The sequence below is a fragment of the Vibrio sp. CJQ_6 genome (assembly GCF_043106745.1).
Lineage (GTDB): Bacteria > Pseudomonadota > Gammaproteobacteria > Enterobacterales > Vibrionaceae > Vibrio > Vibrio furnissii.
Genome location: NZ_JBICMV010000027.1, coordinates 82,825 through 100,600, shown reverse-complemented (window position 1 = coordinate 100,600; position 17,776 = coordinate 82,825). Strand labels below are relative to the sequence as shown.

The window sequence follows — 17,776 nt, the reverse complement described above, 5'->3', positions numbered from 1 at the left end:
ATTTAGTTACCTCGAATTACACAAAAGCGCCCCATTAGGACGAAAATCTAACGGGACAATCACTGTGTTATTCTTTTCAGATTCTGACTGGCTCATTTCTTCTTTATAATCTCAGCTATCACTTTTGTACGAATAGTTGTAGTAGCCGTAACCGTAATAACTAGATGCTTTCTTCTCAGTAGCGTTCAAAATCACACCTTTGACTTCAATGCCCGCTTGCTCAAAGCGGTTTCGAGCAACATCAATCTCTTTGACTGTGTTCATACCAAAGCGTGCCACCATCAGCGTCGTGCCAGCCAATGCACCTACGATACTTGGGTCGGTCACTGCAAGCACTGGCGGAGTGTCGATAATCACCAAATCGTAGTGTTCGCTCACCCATTCCATTAACTCTTTAAAACGTGGATGCATGAGTAACTCTGATGGATTTGGTGGCACTTGACCACGCGTCATGATGTCTAGATTGTCAACTTGAGTGCTCTTAACTGCCTGATTTAAGTCTATCTTGCCACTTAAAAAATCAGACAATCCATTTTCCCATGCTAAACCAAAGGGTTGCTGCAGGTAACCTTTACGCATGTCGGCATCTATCAGCAATACCTTTTGACCCGTTTTAGCCGCTACCGCAGCAAAGTTAGTCGACACAAAGGATTTACCAATCCCCGGTGCAGGGCCAGAGATCATCAACACATTATTCTTCGCTTCCATCATGGCAAAGTGAAGGCTCGTACGTAAGCCGCGTAGCGCTTCGACGGAAAGATCAGCGGGGTTGGATTCAGCAAGCAGTGTCATTTCTTGATTCTGTTTGCGATGGCGCTTGAGTTTGTTAAACAATTCAAGCTGTAGATTCGATTTAGGCACGCTGGCATAAACAGAAAGGCCAATTTGTTCAATGTCATCCGGGTTTTCCACACCACGATGTAACGCAGCTTTCACTAAAACAAAAGCGACACTCAACATGCCGCCAAGTAGCGTCGCCAACACTACAATTAACGCTTTCTTAGGTTTCACGGGGGCCGCGTATGATTCCGCGCGATCCAATATCCGCACATTGCCCACGGTGCCCGCTTTAACAATCGAGAGCTCTTGTACTTTGTTCAGCAGTTGCACATAGATTTGCTGGTTCACTTCCACATCACGAGTCATGCGCAGCACTTCACGTTGCGTTTTCGGCATTTTCTGAATTTGTTGATTTAAACGTTCTTGTTCTTTTAATAACGTAGCTCGTTTATCTAACAGTGAACGGTATGCAGGGTGATCCTTCGTAAATCGTTGGCTGATTTCACTTTCTTTGAAGGTTAACTCGTTCAACTGTGCTTCTAGCTCAACCATCACTTTAAGTGTCGATTGCGCTTCCAACCCCAAATCGATGGAATCATTTTTTTGACGGAATGCATTTAAAATGTCTTCCGCTTTTGTAAGGCTGTGTTTGACATTTGGCAGATTGTCTTTCAGAAACGCTAAGCTTTTTTCAGCCTCTGCTGATTTGCGCTCAACATTTTGTAGAAAATAGTTTTGCGCAATGTCATTGAGTATCCCTGTAATTTCACCTCTGTTTTCACCCGTAAAACTGAGTTCCAAAATACCGGTTTGCTTTCCTCGTTCGCTCACAGATAAGTTTTGCTTCAACCATTCAATGGCATCAAGATGACTGCGTTTATGAATCGAAAATTCAAAACCATCTTTCGCGTTCAAATCCGTGACAAATAATTCAACACCATCGTTTTTAGCCAGTTCTCCCACTTGCCCTTCAAGGACTAACTTGTCATTACGAAGTAGTTGATAGGATTGAGCACGGCTATCCAGCACAACGATTGAAAACTGATCGTCTTCCGCATAGCGAGGAATAGTAAAACGGCTCACGTTCACAGCATTGCGTTCACCCGTTAAACGCGCAATTCCCTTTCCAAGCAGTGGGATATATTCAGGGGTCACGACGGTTGTTAGGTTAAACTTATCAACCGTATCCCCTAAAATCATTCGAGAATGGATAATCTCAATTTCAGTGGTTGCGGATGACTCAGAAGAAAACAATTCCCCCATATCACCAACTAATGAACCAATACCACCAGAACTTTTTTGCTCTATCTGAATCAAGGCATCCGCTTTGTAAATCGGCGTAGACAGCAGCGCAAACGCCACACCCAGCACAGCAAAAACAAAGGTCGTGATGATGATGATCCATTTGGCATCTAGCAGAATGCCAAAGAGTTTGCCTAAATCGATTTCATCTGATTGGCTATCGACTGAAGATCGGGTTGCTTGTGTTGTCATTGTATTGTCGTATCCTGGGAGCTTCCGGGAAAATTGAAAAAATAAAAATCCGTGTGATGTCGCGATGGTATCAACGCTATATCAAAGTTTTTTTGCCCATGCTTGCGCGGCCTGTTCAATTAAGCTATAGGCATAATCAAACGCTTCTTTACTTTGCCGATAAGGATCTGGAATTTCTTTTTGCCCTATCCATTGACCAAACAACATTGTTTTACCGCGCGCTTCAGGCGCAATCTCCGTGAGTGCTTCGAGATGCCCTTTTTCCATCACTAAAATTAAATCATATTGACCACATAAAGCGCTGGTGAGTTGCTGAGCATGATGGTTACTCAAATCCACCCCATGTTCATCTGCCACTTGCGTTGCCATTTCATCAGCTGGCTTACCGACTAAACGGCTCTTTTCTGCGCCAATGCCGGCAGAAGCAATGTGCTTGTTGGGTAACAACGTTTGCAAAACTCGTTCACCACTGGGCGAACGGCAGATGTTGCCCACACACACAACCAAAATATTATTAAACATCTAATTCACCTTTCTACGGCCAATTGCGTACGCGTAGAACGCCTTCAGTGAGATCATTAAATCCGGAAATGGTTGGCACCAACTGGCTGACTACGCGATTCCAACGCGTCAACGGTGCAGCAGTGACGTACACGATGTCATAAGGTTGAATTTCGAATTCCGTCCCAACCACTAAAGCAGACGCGTCTTTAATATTCAGTTGGTAAATATCAGCAATGCGTTCAGATTTATCGTTCGAGGTTCTGATAACGAACACACCTGTTGCATCGGCAGAAAGCTGATTGATACCACCAACACTGCTCAGGGCTTCGGTCAAACTCATGCCAGAACGGTCAATTTTTAACATTTTAGGGTCGTTGACTTCGCCCATCACAAACACTTTCTGACTATCATTACGCGGCACGTGAATGATATCGCCCGCTTGCAGTAATCGGTTCTGAGTGAGATCACCACGCTGCATCAAGGCGTACAACGAAATGTGTTGCTCTTCACCGTTGCGAGTCAAGGTGACATTACGCCAATCGGCATCAGCCGCTAGACCGCCAGCATTGTTTATCGCATCTAAAATCGTCAGAGGGATATTAGTGATTGCTTGTTTCCCGGGGCTAGAGACTTCTCCGGTCACATAAGCTTTTTGCGAACGAAAGGCGGCTATGCTGACATCAACTTGAGGGCTTTCGATGTACTTGGAGAGACGTTCAGAAATGACAGCGCGAATTTCGCGTACTGTTTTTCCAGCGACGGCAACGGTACCGATGTAAGGATAAAAGATGGAACCATCGGAATGAACCCAGTTGCCCGCTTCGGACGCACTACGATAAGAGCCCGCAGGAATCGTCAATTCAGGGTGATCCCAGATAGTCACATTGAGAATGTCTCCAGGACCAACCTTATACTCATAAGACGCAATTAATGCATCAAGATCAGAATTTGCGCGTGAACGGAAATCCGGATGCGTCTGATAACGAACGACAGAGTGAGCATCTAATGGATAGATATTGACTTGGTCAGAGATGTTGTCGTCCTGTTCAGGATTTGATTGAACAACATTTTTACCATTTGAAGAAATGTGCGATCCGGGCACGATGGTGCACCCGGCAAGAATCGTCGGCAGCAATACCGCGATAAGGAGTTTTTTTTTCAGTTCCATGTAAGCCAATTTTTGTTATGAACAAGTTCACTCTTGTTCTTGTAATCTCTGGGAAAATTCAACCAAGCATTCACGAGACCGATGCGGCCTTGTGCCTCTTTGATTTCGATATAGTTAAAGGCTCGTTCCTTAACGTTTAACTATATCGTTTGCCAGATTCCAACCCGAGCCGTATCGGCAAGTTAGTTTGTTATAGTACGTTCTTTGATAAAAAAGAAAATAATCAACCGTAATAAATGTGGTTTTATACCAAAACTTTAGACGCTACCGCCCTTTGGTGTTAGCGCTGACCACATTGCGCTCACGATTTTCATACAAAACGTGACTAACGAGCTATTTGACGTTGTTTTTAGTTCAAGCGGCTATTTTGCCACCTTAATTCTTCGGGCGTTTATTATGCACATCGTTGTTAAGATGACAATTTATTGTCGTCATTTTCTCTGTGAAAATTTGAGTTAAGGATGAGTGCATCTCAAGTTATCTCTTTTTAACAACATCTCACCGTTTACTTTACAAACAATTTGTATCTACAATGAGAATCGAAGTGCAATACACACTTCAAACATCGATGTTTAAATTTGTATATTAAGGACTATCTATGAAAAATATCGCATTAGCAATGCTAGTTGCGCTAGGTGCTTCAACGTCAGTATTCGCTGCCGGTGAAGAAGGTGCAGCTGCCGCCGCTTCTAGTGGCGGTGCCGCTGGTGGCGCTGCAACTGGCGCAGCGGTTGGCGGTGTGACCGCTTCTGGTGTTGCTATTGGTACAGCTGTGGTGGTCACCGCCGCTGTTGCTGTTTCTGAAAGCAACAGCAGTGACGGTACAACAGGTACAACAGGCACTAACTAATCAGCGAAGAGACTAAATCCACAAGGGTTTTTCTCCTATTTGAGCTTAGAAAAGACCAACTTTTTGTTGGTCTTTTTTTTATATGAGCAACTCATGTTCTTTCTAAAAATTAACGATTTAAGAACCTAGCTAAGATTGCTGACTCTGATTAAGACTGTTAATCTAAGTGGCTAAAAAACATAACCCAACATGATAAACAAGGCTGTTTAAACAATGATTCCAACGTTAGGATGGCGTAATTTAGGCAGTGCAACGATGATATTAAGTGTTGTACTGTTAACTGGTTGTTCGCAAAGAATTTCCAGTGTCAACGAAACCCTCAAAGAAGCTTTTTGGGGCATTGACGATGTTGAACTCAGTGCCAAGCAAATTGCCGATATCCCTTTCGCCAGTGCCTACGTGAGACTCAATAACGGCCCTAAAGTCTTTATGGTATTGGCTTATGCCGAGAACAATCCTGCCACTGGCCAAACTCAACTCAAATGGATTTCTCAAGATCACGCCATGATCGTGACGGAACAAGGACGAATCGTTAAAACAATCAATTTCCCGGTGCATAATTTGGCTCATCGAGACAGCGCAATGCAAACGTGGGATTCCGCTTCAAATTGGCAGACTTACTACGACTGGCAAGCGGGCAATCAGTACGGTTATATCGCCAACGTTTCGACCACCAAACTGAGCCGCGATAAAGTCACCTCTGAACTTTGGCGAGAAACCTTGGATCACTGGCAGGAAACGGTGTCCTACCCAGAACTTACGACCAGCATTCAAAATCACTATTGGGTGAGTAAAGAAGGCTGGGTACTCAAAAGTATCCAGCACATTGGCCCACAAATGGGTCAAATCGAAATGGATATTCTGAAACCATATGTGGAAGGGAAATAATGACCAAAACCATTCCAACTTGGCTGTTATTATGCTTAACCAGCGTTAGCAGCACTTCTGCATGGGCGAATACCCCGACGACCGTGACCTTACCGATGCAACAGGTGATTTTACAATACAACCAATCGGTTCGGCTGGATCGCGTCTTGCTCGATGCCCAACAACAAGCCAATCAAACAAATCATCTAAACACTTATCACGAAGGCTATCGCTTGTTTTCTAAAGCGAAAGCCGATAAAGCTCAAGAACTCTATGCCGGCGTGAAAGCGCGATTAAGCGCGTTGTTAAACAACGAGACCTATCGCATCGCAGCGAAACAGCTACTCACGCAACTCAGTGGTTACCAATACGGCTATCGAGAAAAACTCAACTTGGATGTCGATGCCGTTCGCCTGAAGCCAGAACTCAACCCGCTGTTGCCCGGGCAATTTCAACTTGAACTTGCCCAGCGCCCCAATTCGATTACGTTATTTGGTCTATCCGAGCAGCAACAGATGACATTTAACGCCAACTTCACTGTTGCCGATTATATCGCCCGCTCTCGCTCACCCCATAAGAAGCATCACAGCGATGCATGGGTGATTTCTCCGGAGGGTGAGATCACTCACGTTGGTTATGCCTACTGGAATAATGCACACACGCATTTGAAACCAGGTAGCGCGCTCCTCGTCGGATTTAACGCCAGCGACCAAGAGATGGTTCAACTGGAACAAGATATTGCCACACTGATCAGCATGATTGAGGGTTCTGCGCTATGACACATTCGGTACGTTCATCCACCGCATTGGCCTTTAAACTGAGCGCAGTGTGCATTGGCCTTATCTCTGGCACATTCTCAAGTGCATTGTTGGCGTCAACACTCACCCCAGTGGCGCTAAAACCCTCTCAATCTGATTTCGGTGGTGTGGGTCTGATGCAAATGCCCTCTGGCCGAATGACGGCTGAAGGTGAGTTTAATTTTGGCGTCAATGTGAATGATGACTATCAACATTTTTATACCTCCATTCAACTGTTTCCTTGGTTAGAATCCACCATTCGCTACACGCGCGTTCCTGAGATGCAATATAACGCCAATCCAGACTACAGCGGCGACAACCTGTATACCGATAAAGGGATTGACGTCAAACTGCGTTTATTTGAAGAAGGCTATTGGCTCCCCGAAACCTCGATTGGTATTCGCGATATTGGCGGTACGGGGCTGTTTGATGGTGAGTTTATTGCTGCCACCAAACGTTTTGGCAATCTCGACGTCACGCTCGGTATGGGATGGGGCTATGTTGGCCAAAGTGGCAACATCACGAACCCATTTTGTAAAGCCAGTGATCGTTTCTGCGAACGCAGCACAGAAACAAAAGAAAGTGGCGGCTCAATTGATACTGGCCGTTGGTTCCGCGGGCCGGCGGCGTTGTTTGGTGGTATCGAATACCAAACACCGTATGACCCATTGCGCCTCAAAGTCGAATACGACGCCAATGATTATTCGCAAGATTTTCCACATGTCACGGGTGGAAAGCCCATGACACAACACACGCCATGGAACTTCGGGGTCCTCTATCGTTTGGGTGATTGGGGCGATGCTAAAGTCAGCTACCAACGCGGCGACACCTTTACTGTTGGCCTAAACCTCTATACCAATTTCGATCAAATTGAGGCCATTTGGCGAGATGAGCCGAAAATGGCGGTCACGGCTCGCCCGGTTGCTAACCCGAATTGGGATGAAGTCAGCGAGCAACTTGCAAGCAATGCGGGCTATGAGAAAAACACCATCCGTCAAGATGGCGACACGTTAATCATTACCGGTCAACAAACGAAATATCGCGATCGCGAAGAGGCACAAGATCGCGCCGCTGCGATTTTAGCCAATCATGCGCCAGAATCTATTCGTACTTATAAAATCGTAGAGCAACACAATGGTGTAGACCTAACCGAAGCTGAAATTTCAGCGAGCGGGTATAAAAAAGTCGCTAACCACGATTATATCGGTGCGAACATGTCAGATGTCACCACGCATTCGGAACCAAGCACTCGAGCTTCTGGGCAGCAACTTGCACAAACTAAACAGCGTTGGGGTGCTGGTATTTCACCCGTTCTACAACAATCGTTTGGCGGACCTGAGTCCTTTTATCTCTATCAAATTGGTTTCAATACCAACGCAAATGTCTGGTTAACCAACAACCTTGAAGCCAGTGGTTCGATTTACGTCAATCTTGCCGATAACTACGACAAATTTAATTACGTCGAGAACAACCCGCACATTTCCAACTTTGCAGTGCCGCGTGTTCGCACCATGTTCCGCGCCTACGTTCACGACAACCCTGTGCGTTTAAACAACCTGCAGCTGACGTGGTTCGAGCAACCGTTGCAACAAGTGTATACCCAAGCCTACGCGGGTTACCTAGAAACCATGTTTGCGGGTGTGGGCGGTGAAGTTCTCTATCGCCCATTGAATAGCAATTGGGCCATCGGCGTGGATGCCAACTTAATCTCTCAACGTGATCCTGACTCTTGGTTTGGCATCTATAGCGATCAGTACGTCTACTATGATGGCTACAATGCCAGCAACTGTAGTACAGGCGACGTGAGCTGTCAGGCATACGTACTCGACCAGGGCACAACCGGTCAAATTACCACTTATTACACGCCACAATGGGAGTGGATCGATAACACCCTGTTTAAAGTCAGTGTCGGTAAATTCCTCGGTGGCGATAAAGGGGTCCGTGTCGACATCTCGAAACAGTTTAAGTCCGGTGTCATTGTCGGGGCATTTGCGACCGTCACAGATCTAACCACGGAAGAATACGGTGAAGGCAGCTACAACAAAGGGTTTTACGTTTCCGTACCGTTTGACATCATGACCATTAAACCATCCACCAGCCGCGCGAACATCGTATGGCAGCCAATCACTCGCGATGGCGGTCAGATGCTGGGACGTAAGTATCACTTATACGATCTCACGGATGCCCGTAGCCCTTGGTTTGAGCGAAAAAGCCAAGTTTCTGAAGCCAAATAAGTGATGTATTCAAGTGGGGTTAGTGATTCATTAACCCCATTTTTGCAAACTCTGTTTGTCTTGTGTAGCCACATCACCACGCCCACAACTCGAATAGCCATGAAACCGCATTGCTGCTAATATTCGGGACATATTTCACGCTTAAATGGAAAGACTATGATCATCGTAACTGGTGGCGCTGGCATGATTGGCAGCAATATTGTTCAGGCGCTCAACGCGCGCGGCATCACGGATATTCTGGTTGTTGACCATCTAAAAAATGGCCGCAAGTTCAAAAATCTCGTGGATCTCCAAATCGCAGATTATATGGATCGCGATGACTTCCTCACTCAGATTATGGCCGGCGATGACTTTGGCCCTATCGATGCCGTCTTCCATGAGGGCGCATGCTCTGCCACCACCGAATGGGATGGCAAATACATGATGCTCAATAACTACGAGTATTCGAAAGAGCTGCTGCATTACTGCTTGGAGCGAGAAATTCCGTTTTTGTACGCCTCCTCTGCGGCCACTTATGGTGAAACCGACACATTCGTGGAAGAGCCTCAGTACGAAGGTGCACTGAACGTTTATGGCTATTCAAAGCAGCAGTTTGATAATTACGTACGCCGTCTGTGGCTCGATGCGGAAGAGCATCACGAGAAGCTGTCTCAAATTACCGGTTTCCGCTATTTCAATGTGTACGGCCCACGTGAGCAACACAAAGGATCCATGGCGTCGGTGGCGTTCCATTTGAACAACCAGATGAACGCAGGCGAAAATCCAAAACTTTTTGCGGGCAGTGAACTGTTCAAACGTGATTTTGTCTATGTGGGCGATGTTGCGGCGGTGAATCTTTGGTTCTTAGAACACGGCAAATCCGGCATTTTCAACTGCGGCACCGGCAAAGCCGAGTCGTTTAACGAAGTCGCCAAAGCCGTGATTGCGCATCATGGTCAAGGTCAGGTTGAAACCATTCCATTCCCAGAGCACCTCAAAGGTGCATACCAAGAATACACGCAAGCCGACTTGACCAAATTGCGCGCGGCAGGGTGCGATATCGAGTTTAAGTCGGTGGCACAAGGCGTCGCTGAATACTTATCGATCATCAACGAATGAATCAGCAATACAACGTCATCAAGCTTTAAGAGAGAACAACATGAAAATCGCAGTCGCGGGGACAGGCTATGTCGGTCTGTCCAATGCCTTACTCCTCGCTCAACACAACGAAGTGGTGGCTCTGGATATCGTCGAAGAGAAGATCGAGATGCTCAACCGTCAGCAGTCACCGATTGTTGATAAAGAGATCACGCAGTTTCTGACCGAAAAGCAACTGAACTTCACAGCGACAACCGACAAAACGTTGGCCTATCAAGACGCAGCATTTGTGATTATCGCGACACCGACCGACTACGATCCCAATACCAACTACTTCAACACGTCATCCGTTGAAGCGGTGATTCGTGATGTCATGGCCATCAACCCTGAAGCGGTGATGGTGATTAAATCCACGATTCCTGTCGGCTACACCGAAAAACTAAAACAGGACCTCAACTGCTCAAACATTATTTTCTCGCCTGAGTTCCTGCGTGAAGGCAAAGCGCTGTACGACAACTTGTACCCCTCACGCATCATTGTGGGTGAACAAAGCGAGCGTGCCGAAACGTTTGCAAACCTATTGATGGAAGGCGCCATCAAACAAGATATTCCGGTTTTGTTTACCAACTCAACCGAAGCAGAAGCGGTGAAGTTGTTCTCGAACACATACCTCGCCATGCGTGTGGCGTACTTCAATGAATTGGACTCTTACGCAGAAGTTCATGGCCTCGATAGCCGCCAAATCATCGAAGGCGTGAGTCTTGACCCTCGTATCGGCAATCACTACAACAACCCTTCCTTTGGCTACGGCGGTTACTGCCTGCCAAAAGATACCAAGCAACTGCTGGCCAACTATCAAAATGTGCCTAACAACATCATTGGTGCCATTGTTGATGCCAACCGTACACGCAAAGATTTCATTGCCGATTCGGTCATTCAGCGTCAACCAAAAGTTGTGGGGATCTATCGATTGATCATGAAAGCGGGTTCCGATAACTTCCGCGCGTCGTCAATTCAGGGCATCATGAAACGCATTAAAGCGAAAGGGATTGAAGTGATTGTGTACGAACCTGTACTCAAAGAAGCGCATTTCTTCCACTCCCGCGTGGTCAACGATCTGGAAGCATTCAAACAAGAGGCCGACATTATTGTCTCGAACCGCTTGTCCGAAGAGTTGAAAGATGTTGAAGCGAAAGTGTATACCCGAGATTTGTTTGGCAACGATTAAACGTCCACCGGTACACCGCCATCATTCATCATCATGGATGTTATGGTGATGAATGAAACAGCCACCTCAGGTGGCTGTTTTTATATCCAAATACAACCCCGCCCCAATTTACTCAAGTCGCGGACGGAAAATTACTTTGTGCTGTCTGAATCACCACATTGCTTACTGTTTCCCACCCAGTTAACTGCTATACTCGGTCACAATTTTACTAAAAAAGCAATCCAATCTGAGCCACTTATGTCGTCATCACACTCTTCATCATCACCACGTAATGACCATGATGATTACGCTTATAATCCACAGTTCAGTATGAACTTCCTGCATCCTCGTTACTGGGGAACTTGGTTGGCCGTGATCGTGGCCTGTGTATTGAGTTTTCTGCCGGTGGCAATCAAACGACTGATCGCCAAAAGCCTCGCCAAGCTCGCGGTCAACATCAAAAGTAAAGCCAATACTCGCGCACGAGTGAATTTACGGATGTGTTTCCCAGAGCAGTCCGATAGTGACCGCGAGAAAATCCTTGTTGAGATGTACATCACTTCCGTGATGTTTCTGATGGGGTTTGCCTCAACATCCCTGCGCAGCAAAGCTTGGCTAGAGGCGAATACGACCCTGCGGGGTTTCGAGCACGTCGAACAGGTTCTAGATCGGGGTGAAAATGTCATTCTCCTGGTCCCGCATACCTGGGCGATCGATATTCCCGCTATCTTGTTGGCTTCGCGTGGTCACCCTGTTTCTGCGATGGCCAAAAGCCAGAAAAATAAAGTCTCTGACTGGTTGATGCATAAGCAGCGCGTGCAATACGGTGGTCGCGTGTATGATCGCAGTGTCGGGATCAAACCGTTCATCAAATCAGTACGTAAAGACGGTTACTTGGGTTATTACCTACCGGATGAGGACTTGGGGCGAGAACACAGCGTCTTTGTTGATTTTTTTGCCACTCAAAAAGCAACCATCGCAGGATTAGGTCGCCTTTCTACGTTGAGCAAATCGAAAATCGTGCCGCTGTTTGCCATGTTCAACAGTCAAACTGGCCAATATGAATTGGATTTCTATCCTGAGCTGCCTTTCCCAACCGGCGATGAACATCAGGACGCACGAATGATGAACGAATGCATTGAAAACTATGTGTCACAACGCCCAGAACAATATATGTGGATTCTTCGACTGCTGAAAACACGACCGGATTCTGATGTTAACCCTTACACACGGAATAAAAAGTAATGTCACTCAATATACAACTTTTATTCAAATTTTTAATTTTACTCCCCTATTTTTATGTGTTTACTGCGCTGACCATCATTGATAAAGGCGATAAAAAAATGGTGATCGGCTCGCTGATTGCCATTGTAGCGAGTATTACTTATTACCGCTGGGAAACGATTAAAAATAACCGTAAAAACCCCGCTCTACTTATCGTTGCGGCTATGACACTCTACGTGGTTGGCAAGGATATTTTTATGGACTCCAGCCCCAGCATGCTGCGCGTTTACCTTGCAACTAGCTTACTCATGCTATTTTTCCCATATCAGTTGCTCACCACTCGATTTTTCATCTGGCTATCGTTTGTTGGCTCAATTGTTTTGTTTAGTAATACCTTATATTATGGTCAACTCACAATCAGAAACACCGGATTGCTCAATGCCATACCTTACGCGACCATCTGTGCCGCAGTTGCGACCTTAGGCCTTTTTCTTTTTTTTCATACCCGTAAGATCATTCCGCTACTTACATTTCTCCTGACGACGAGCTGTGTGGTCCTGTCAGAAACCCGCGGCCTTTGGCTAGCTCTGGTGTGTGCCATTATTATTCTTTCTGTATTTCATCTGAAAAATAACAAGCAAAATAGAACGCTCTTGATAATCGCTGCAATCGTGTTGATTACCACTTCGATACTGATGAAAGACACTATCTACAAAAGACTGGATAAAACAAAAGCGGAGTACAGCAAAATAGAGATTGGCGATTATTCAAGTTCAATTGGTTTACGCTTTCAGATGTGGGATGCCGCGTTAAAAATAGCTCAACACAATCTTTGGTTCGGGGTGGGCTCTGAGCATAAACAGATTCTGCAAAAACTAGTTCAGCAAGGTGAATTACGTCCTTCTATCGGTAAGTTCCATCCGGATCACTATCACAATCAGTTTTTTGAAAACCTAGCCAAAATGGGTATTGTGGGTCTGATTCTAACGTTGCTGCTGCTTATCGTGCCAGCGATTTATGCACTTAAGCACCGGCAGCTGCCTGGCAGCTCATTACTCCTGGCGCTGGTTTGTCTTTACTTTGTCGCCTGCTTGACTGATGTACCGTTTTGGTATGCAGAAACGAATCTTCTGTATTTGCTACTGATTATCCCTTTATGCAGTATGACTCACCAGCTATTTTCCGATTCAGAGTAAAAATCCTGATTCTGAATCTAAGACAAAAAACACCGCGAATGCGGTGTTTTTTTATTGCGTTTAAACCAAAGCTTTAACCTAGTATTTTTCTGGTAACTTTCTCGCCCTGACGTTTACGTTTTTTCTGCTTAATACGGGTCTGGATTCGGGTTGGATAGACATACAAACAACGTTTCACAAACAAGTCGATTTTCTTTGGCCAGTAGTTCTCAATCTTTAGTTGCGGGTCGCAATATGTCTTCACCAGCTTCTGCCATTCAAAAAACTGCAGATGAGCGACTTGCCCACTAGTTCTTGATACCCGTGCCTGACCCAAAAACTTCTGGCACAGACCAAGGTTGATCTTATCCAATGGTGCAACAATCAGGTTATTGGCAATTATTTGTTCCGATAACACCAATTTGTCTTTACTGTTATCCAACAGGCTTTCTAACCGAATTTCTGGGTCAAACTGCTGCAATGCCGCCAAGAGTAACGCTTGTGTGCAGTCAGTAACGAAATCAGGAAAACCCGGGTTAATCGCCTCATTTTTACTTGGCAAGAAGTCTGTAAACAAAGGGAAATTCCACAACGCTAATACATCTTCAGTGCGCCCGAAGTAAAAAAAGTCACTAACATGAAAGGCAACCGGATACCCTTTAGCGTATTTACGCGTGAAAACATCACTCACCACCACTCGCTCGTTAAAGAAAGCATATTTGGCACTACGCTTGGTATACTGTTGTTGTAATTGTACAACCCCATTACCGGTCAAAAAATTATCACTACGCAGTTTCATCGCATATTTGGTTGTAACACGCTTTAGTCCTTCACGGGATGACACAATCTGACGGTTGTTATTGTACTGTTGTGCTTCGCCTTTGAGAGTATAGTTTCGACTGTTGCTGCCAGGATCATCAGAAATAACCAGAGTATCGTAATCCAGCCCAGTCAGGTTCTGCTCCGGCCAAGTGGAGAGTATGATATGTGCACCAGGTAAATGCTGTCTTATCGAATCCAGACATTTATGGGTAATATTCGGCTCTTGCGGGCGATCACTGAAGGTTTGTACCGGCCCTTGAACCACTACGCTGATATCACTGTAATCCATTGTGCATCTTTTCACTGTATTTAAGGTATTTGTCGCTGATAAGGCGATAGTCTAAAAAAGCGATATTTTCAGGGCCGACAAGAGGCGGATTAGCTAACAACTGATCGATTTTTTGCGCTAGGGCGTCTACATCACCTTTGGGAACGATCCACTGGCTTAAATCACCATTCAGAAGCTCACGAACCCCACCCACATCCGTGGCTACAACGGGCGTTCCCAACGCAAGACTTTCAACAACAACCGTTGGCAGACCTTCGACATCAGAACTTAGGATATAAGCGCTAGCCTGTTTAAAATAGGGCAAGATATCACGACTGAATCCTTTGAAAACAACCTGCTGTTCAATCCCTAATAACTTCGCCAATTTCTTGATATCATTGAGTTTACGTCCATCACCAAAAATCAGCAGATCATGACTTCGCTGCGTTTTCGCATACGCTTTTAGCAGCACATCAAACCGTTTAGTTCTGTCCGGTCTCCCGGCAGCAAGAATAAAAGGTTTGTGATGCAACGCCTTATCTGACGATGCTTTCTTCTGCAAAGCCTCGAAATCGAAACCATTATAAATAGTCTCAATACTCAACGGCGTTGCTTGCATTTTTTCAATCATGTCCAGTTTCACGGACTCAGATACGGCCAACAGCCTTTTATCACTGTAAATTTTTTGGTAAAGGTGTTGATAAAAGTTTTTACCTATTCCGGTATAACGCCCTAAGAAGTTTTCATATTTGCAACTGTGTAGTACACAATAATGAGGCAGATTCAACCTGTGAAAAGATAGATACAGGGTTCCGTGAATAAAAACTCCGTCATAGCCACTTAGCTCTTTTTGTAACTGCCGGGAAAAATACCCGCTGAACAGATAGGCGTAGACATGACGACTGAGAATGTTTTTAAGCAGACGGAATAAAAAACCACCCGGAGTTTTCAAACTTTCTTTGCTGATACCTTTAATCAGAACAAACTTATCATTCTCTTTCAAATTCGGCTGTTTTTCTTCTACAAAAAGATAGTCAACCTGATGCCCAGCCAGCCTCATTTGATTGACTATATCTTGTGTCACTATGTACAAGCTGGTTGAATAATTCCCACCAACTAGAAAGGCAATTTTCATTGTTTGTCTCTGATTAAACTAATAACACGCCTAATTAAGATATGGCGCCAAGCTAAGGGTAGTGTAACAGTTACCGAGTCATAGCATCAATTGACACCAAGTGATACAGCTAACGTCTTGATAGGTTGCAACCTTTTCGCCATCGCTGATTCGCTGTATAATTTGCGGTATTTTCCTGATACCAAAGACCAGTCATAACTCTTAAGGTAACTCTTTAAGTATGGATATAGACAAGAAAATTCAAGCGGCTTCTCACTCAGGAGCACGACTGCGAGTCATTCAAAATGATCGAAACTACTTGGTAGAAAAATCCATCACCTCTGCGATTGAAAAAAATTTCCTTGGCATCCAAAAACAGCAGCGCTTTAAGTCTTTACACACCCCCTCTTTTGACATCCTAGCCATTCCTGTATTCGAAACGGAGAAGTCCGTTGAACAATTGACCATTACCATGCCTTATATAGAAGGCCTTGGTGGTGAACGAGTTGCTTATCGCGGTTCTAAAACGGTGGCCAAAAACTTAAAGGTTGCGTTGGACTTTTATCTGCTCAACAGCATTGCTGCTAGTGAAGATGATACGTACCCAGTATCAGCAATCCGGGAAAAGACCAGCACTATTAAAGCGAATCTTAACGGTAAGTACGAGATATTTCCGCAGCTTGCACAACAGATAGAGCAATTTGAACAGTTCTGCCAACGCGATCTTCACATGCCTATGGGTGAGTGCCACGGTGATTTAACACTGGCTAACCTCAAAGTAACGGAGGAGAATCAACTCTATCTGTTTGACTTTCTTAGCTGCGAGATAGACAGCCCGCTGCAGGATGCCGCTAAAATGATCCAGGATTTTGAATATGGCTGGAGCTTCAGGAAAGAAAAAGAGAGTATCCGTATTAAAGGAGAAATTTTCTGCGAATACGCTTATCCTTCATTCCTGAGAACACTGGAACGTTTGTTCTGGTATGAAATGCGAGTAATAGAAACCCTGACTCTATTGCGTATCGCCCCTTACATTGACGACCAAGACCAGGTAACCATCGATTGGTTTAATCGTGTCATGGTCAAATCCATGAATAAACTAGCAAGGTAATTATGTTTACGTTAATCCTTCCCGTCGCAGGTCGTTCTTCCCGTTTTCCGAATATGAGACCAAAATGGTTGCTGACTATGCCGGACGGAAAGCTAATGATTGAGAAATCAATCGAAAAAATGGATCTGGCCGTGTTCGATAAAATCGTGATTGTCTGCCTGAAAGAACATTTGGAAAAATACACTTCTGCAGAGATGGTCATCGAGAGCTTTGAGCGCAGCACTTCCGTAGTACCGGAGTTGGTGATTCTTGATGAGCCAACCTCTTCACAATCAGAGACGATTTACCAGGCTATCAAACAAGGAAACATCGAAGGTTCTATCTTTATCAAGGACTGCGATAACGTCTTCTCTTGTCAGCCTGAACCAGTCAACAGCGTGACAGCAATTGATCTCAATGACATTGAACTGGTTGATGCTAAAAACAAAAGTTACATCGAAGTTGACTCGTTGGGCATTATTTCTAACATTGTTGAGAAAGAGGTGATCAGTAACTTCTTCTGTTGCGGCGGCTACAGCTTTGCTTCAGCAAATGACTTCTGCAACGTGTTTAAATCCATTTCATCCGATAAAGAAGTCTACATTTCACACGTCATCTATAAGATGCTGATGTCCACCGAAGAGTTTGTGAAAAAATCAGCAGCAGACTACACCGACTGGGGTACATTGCGCGAGTACCGCCACTACTGCAAAAAATACATCACGGTATTTTGTGACGTTGATGGTGTCTTGCTTAAAAATGGCAGTAAGTTTGCTAAGAACGGCTGGAAAACGCCTGGGCTGGAATCCAACCTTAATAAAATTAAACAACTGCAGAAAGATGGTGGCCTATTCTTAGTACTGACCTCATCGCGCCCGGAAAGTGAGATCGATTACACCGTAGCTGAACTGGAGAAATTTGGTGTGCGTGTTGATCGCTGCCTGTTCGGGTTACCTCATACTCGCCGTTTCCTGATCAACGATTACTCAGCAACTAACCCGTATCCATCGGCGGTAGCAATTAATCTTGAGCGTGACCGCGAAACATTAAGCAGTCTGTTTGACGATTAATATTGTTCACAGGGGCGGGGACGCCCCTCTATTTT

Annotated in this window: 15 protein-coding genes; 10 read left to right on the top strand and 5 right to left on the bottom strand. The window is 45.1% G+C overall.

Going from position 1 to position 17,776, the window contains the following annotated elements:
* Positions 1-111: 111 nt before the first annotated feature.
* The 3 genes from ACF8PK_RS14780 to ACF8PK_RS14770 all read right to left on the bottom strand — a co-directional run bounded on the left by ACF8PK_RS14780 (position 112) and on the right by ACF8PK_RS14770 (position 3,946).
* Positions 112-2,274 carry a polysaccharide biosynthesis tyrosine autokinase gene (locus tag ACF8PK_RS14780; protein ID WP_392442031.1) on the bottom strand — a complete coding sequence of 721 codons (2,163 nt, stop codon included), beginning with the start codon at positions 2,272-2,274 and terminating at the stop codon, positions 112-114.
* A gap of 81 nt (positions 2,275-2,355) precedes the next feature.
* Complete coding sequence (locus ACF8PK_RS14775; protein WP_392442028.1) at positions 2,356-2,796, bottom strand: low molecular weight phosphotyrosine protein phosphatase; 441 nt, start codon at positions 2,794-2,796, stop codon at positions 2,356-2,358.
* A gap of 13 nt (positions 2,797-2,809) precedes the next feature.
* The gene (locus tag ACF8PK_RS14770) at positions 2,810-3,946 is read right to left on the bottom strand and encodes a polysaccharide export protein (RefSeq protein WP_392442026.1); all 1,137 of its coding nucleotides are present in this window, start codon (positions 3,944-3,946) and stop codon (positions 2,810-2,812) included.
* A 598-nt stretch (positions 3,947-4,544) separates the two neighbouring features.
* Between ACF8PK_RS14770 and ACF8PK_RS14765 the strand changes: the two genes are divergently transcribed.
* The 8 genes from ACF8PK_RS14765 (at position 4,545) to ACF8PK_RS14730 (ending at position 13,398) form a co-directional block, all read left to right on the top strand.
* Positions 4,545-4,796, top strand: coding sequence for a hypothetical protein (locus ACF8PK_RS14765; protein WP_392442024.1), 252 nt, complete (start codon positions 4,545-4,547; stop codon positions 4,794-4,796).
* Positions 4,797-5,051: 255 nt separating this feature from the next.
* On the top strand, positions 5,052-5,684 hold the full coding sequence (locus ACF8PK_RS14760) for a YjbF family lipoprotein (RefSeq protein WP_286279766.1): 633 nt from the start codon (positions 5,052-5,054) through the stop codon (positions 5,682-5,684).
* Positions 5,684-6,442, top strand: a complete 759-nt coding sequence (locus ACF8PK_RS14755) for a capsule biosynthesis GfcC family protein (protein WP_392442021.1) — start codon at positions 5,684-5,686, stop codon at positions 6,440-6,442. The genes ACF8PK_RS14760 and ACF8PK_RS14755 overlap by 1 nt, the downstream gene beginning before the upstream one ends.
* Positions 6,439-8,694, top strand: a complete 2,256-nt coding sequence (locus tag ACF8PK_RS14750) for a YjbH domain-containing protein (RefSeq protein WP_392442018.1) — start codon at positions 6,439-6,441, stop codon at positions 8,692-8,694. The genes ACF8PK_RS14755 and ACF8PK_RS14750 overlap by 4 nt, the downstream gene beginning before the upstream one ends.
* A gap of 156 nt (positions 8,695-8,850) precedes the next feature.
* Positions 8,851-9,792 carry an ADP-glyceromanno-heptose 6-epimerase gene (rfaD, locus tag ACF8PK_RS14745; protein WP_392442016.1) on the top strand — a complete coding sequence of 314 codons (942 nt, stop codon included), beginning with the start codon at positions 8,851-8,853 and terminating at the stop codon, positions 9,790-9,792.
* A 40-nt stretch (positions 9,793-9,832) separates the two neighbouring features.
* On the top strand, positions 9,833-10,999 hold the full coding sequence (locus ACF8PK_RS14740; protein ID WP_392442013.1) for a nucleotide sugar dehydrogenase: 1,167 nt from the start codon (positions 9,833-9,835) through the stop codon (positions 10,997-10,999).
* Between the two features lie 237 nt (positions 11,000-11,236).
* Positions 11,237-12,223 carry a lauroyl-Kdo(2)-lipid IV(A) myristoyltransferase gene (lpxM, locus tag ACF8PK_RS14735; protein WP_392442011.1) on the top strand — a complete coding sequence of 329 codons (987 nt, stop codon included), beginning with the start codon at positions 11,237-11,239 and terminating at the stop codon, positions 12,221-12,223.
* The gene (locus ACF8PK_RS14730; protein WP_392442009.1) at positions 12,223-13,398 is read left to right on the top strand and encodes an O-antigen ligase family protein; all 1,176 of its coding nucleotides are present in this window, start codon (positions 12,223-12,225) and stop codon (positions 13,396-13,398) included. Before lpxM ends, ACF8PK_RS14730 begins: the two co-directional genes overlap by 1 nt.
* 73 nt (positions 13,399-13,471) lie before the next feature.
* On the opposite strand, the gene ACF8PK_RS14725 is transcribed toward ACF8PK_RS14730, so the two are convergent.
* Together ACF8PK_RS14725 and ACF8PK_RS14720 are read right to left on the bottom strand one after the other, a co-directional pair.
* A complete protein-coding gene (locus ACF8PK_RS14725) occupies positions 13,472-14,488 on the bottom strand; it encodes a WavE lipopolysaccharide synthesis family protein (protein ID WP_392442006.1) in 1,017 nt (338 codons plus the stop codon).
* Positions 14,475-15,602 carry a glycosyltransferase gene (locus tag ACF8PK_RS14720; RefSeq protein ID WP_392442003.1) on the bottom strand — a complete coding sequence of 376 codons (1,128 nt, stop codon included), beginning with the start codon at positions 15,600-15,602 and terminating at the stop codon, positions 14,475-14,477. The genes ACF8PK_RS14725 and ACF8PK_RS14720 overlap by 14 nt, the downstream gene beginning before the upstream one ends.
* Positions 15,603-15,822: 220 nt before the next feature.
* Here ACF8PK_RS14720 and ACF8PK_RS14715 point away from each other — a divergent pair, with 220 nt between their 5' ends.
* Both ACF8PK_RS14715 and ACF8PK_RS14710 read left to right on the top strand, forming a co-directional pair.
* Positions 15,823-16,692 (top strand): phosphotransferase, encoded by an 870-nt coding sequence (locus tag ACF8PK_RS14715; protein ID WP_014204054.1) that lies wholly within the window; start codon positions 15,823-15,825, stop codon positions 16,690-16,692.
* Between the two features lie 2 nt (positions 16,693-16,694).
* Positions 16,695-17,741, top strand: a complete 1,047-nt coding sequence (locus ACF8PK_RS14710; protein WP_254413515.1) for a hypothetical protein — start codon at positions 16,695-16,697, stop codon at positions 17,739-17,741.
* Positions 17,742-17,776: the final 35 nt, after the last annotated feature.